General features: G+C 59.7%; 1 pseudogene. It reads left to right on the forward strand.

Annotation, left to right across the window (positions count from 1 at the left end):
* The first annotated feature begins 265 nt into the window (after nt 1-265).
* Nucleotides 266-1,581: pseudogene (locus E3T46_RS16950) on the forward strand (hemolysin family protein).
* Nucleotides 1,582-2,283 lie beyond the last annotated feature (702 nt).

Here is a 2,283-nt window from a genome sequence, read left to right on the forward strand (position 1 = left end):
ACCGAACTCAACAATCGACCCCGCAAAACACTCGGCGGCATCACACCCGCTCAAGCGATGCAACGACTATTGTCAGAGCCAGAAATACCCATCGTTGCGACGACCGGTTGAATTCGCCACACGCAATCGGGCAATCTCAAATCCAGCTTTCTGCCGGAGACCTTTGGTACCTTCTACGCATGCATCAGACTCCTCAAGAGTCATCTCCCGACGGTCATAGACCCCGCGTCTCGACCCCGACCTCCATGTCGACGGTCGAGACATTATGAACGGCGATCTCGTACTAAACATCGCCCTCGTCCTCATCTTCGTCCTGATCGGCGGGGTTTTCGCAGCCACGGAGATGGCGCTCGTCACGCTCCGTGATAGCCAACTCAACGCAATCGCGGCCCGCGGGCGGCGCGGCGAGAAGGTCGCGGCTCTGGCGCGCAACCCCAATCGGTTTCTCGCAGCCGTACAGATCGGCGTTACTGTAGCCGGGTTTGCATCCGCCGCTTACGGGGCCGCCTCAATCGCCCCATCGGTAGCCCCGTTATTCGTCNCGGAGCGCTCGCGGCTACGGTTGCCACGATCGCACTCACCTTAGTGATCGCGTATCTGTCCCTGGTGCTCGGTGAACTCGCCCCCAAACGTCTCGCGATCCAGCGCAACTCAGCATTCGCCTACGCGGTCGCGCCCGCACTTAATGGGTTTGCGATCGCGATGCGCCCGGTTATCTGGCTGCTGTCGAGGTCGACGAACGTGATCGTGCGTCTACTCGGCGGAGACCCACACAAAACCAGTGAGGAGATGACCGAGGAGGAACTGCGAGATATCGTTTCGAGCCATGAGGGGCTACCCGAAGACGAACGGCGGATCCTCGACGACGTACTCTCTTTGCGGCACCGCCAGCTCAGCGAGATTATGCGGCCCCGTCCCGAAGTCGCAGCCCTGGACGGCACGGTATCCATTCGCGAGGTCTTTACCGAGGTGCATGACCTGCCGTATTCGCGATACCCGGTAGTCGATCGCACCATCGACGACATCGTCGGCTTTGTCCACGTGCGCGACCTCTACGAGATGATCGCAAAGAATCCCGACACGCAGGTTCGCGAAATCATGCGTCCCATCGTGTATTTCCCGGCGACCGCGCGTGTGCTCCCGACCCTCACGATGATGAGAGCAGAAAAACATCAGATCGCCGTTATCGTCGATGAGTACGGCGGAACCGACGGCATCGTCACCCTTGAGGACCTTGTAGAGGAAGTTGTAGGCGAAATCTTCGACGAGTACGACACCGAGTCTCCCGTACGCGACCTCCAGTCAGAGGGCGGAGCACTTGACGGCCGCCTCAATTTCCAGGACTTTGAAGAGGCGACCGGCGTGCGGTTGCCCGTAAGCGCATCCGATACCGTAGCCGGTTTCGTGATCGAACGGCTCGGACGTCTCGCGCGGATCGGTGATGTCGTCCACCTCAACGACATCAGTCTGCAGGTCACGGCGATGGATCGCCGGCGCATTTCGGAACTGCTCATCGTCCCGCGCGCAGAGACGCCGTCACCGCCAGGTCAGGAAGCCAGTGCGGACACTACGCCGAGCTGATCTAACAGTCCTGAACGGTGACGCAATCGCACCACACACCGGGTGCCAGCAGGAGCGTTGACAGGTCGGCCGGCACGAAAGGGACTTGCTGATAGCCACGAGGCCCACTTCGCCAATCTCAATGAGGGCGGCGGCATCGGCTGGGGCGACCGGGCTGAGACGCAGCTGCCGTTCAGCTTCGCAGGAGGCCGTTCACGGCAACCATGTCGACGAGAGGCAAAAACCAAATTAGTGGACGCCATTCCATTTCACCTGGCCACCCGAATATCTGCCGAGAACGCTGGACCCAAGCCGGATGTGTCTCCGCCTTACGATTTCAGTGAGATGGCTATATCTAAATCGCGCCTGGCCGCCAGCAATGGAGCAGTTCCTATCTCACTGAGAATCGTAAGCCTGACGTGTCTACTAGGAAATCAGTCCTGTTTTCGATCCAGACAACGCCGCGGAGGCACGGTCGCTCGTAACCGAAGTGTGTCAAAACCCATGTGTTTGGACACACTGAGGTTGCGAGACACCCCCCGTATGAGGATTGCAACGGGCGAGCCGCGCGGCGCCTTGGTCCGAGGGTGCCCGCAAGCGGAACGGCGAATTCAACCGGTCGTCGCAACGATGGGTATTTCTGGCTCTGACAATAGTCGTTGCATCGCTTGAGCGGGTGTGATGCCGCCGAGTGTTTTGCGGGGTCGATTGTTGAGTTCGGTA

The sequence above is a fragment of the Cryobacterium sp. Hh11 genome, assembly GCF_004404045.1.
GTDB classification, from domain to species: domain Bacteria; phylum Actinomycetota; class Actinomycetes; order Actinomycetales; family Microbacteriaceae; genus Cryobacterium; species Cryobacterium levicorallinum.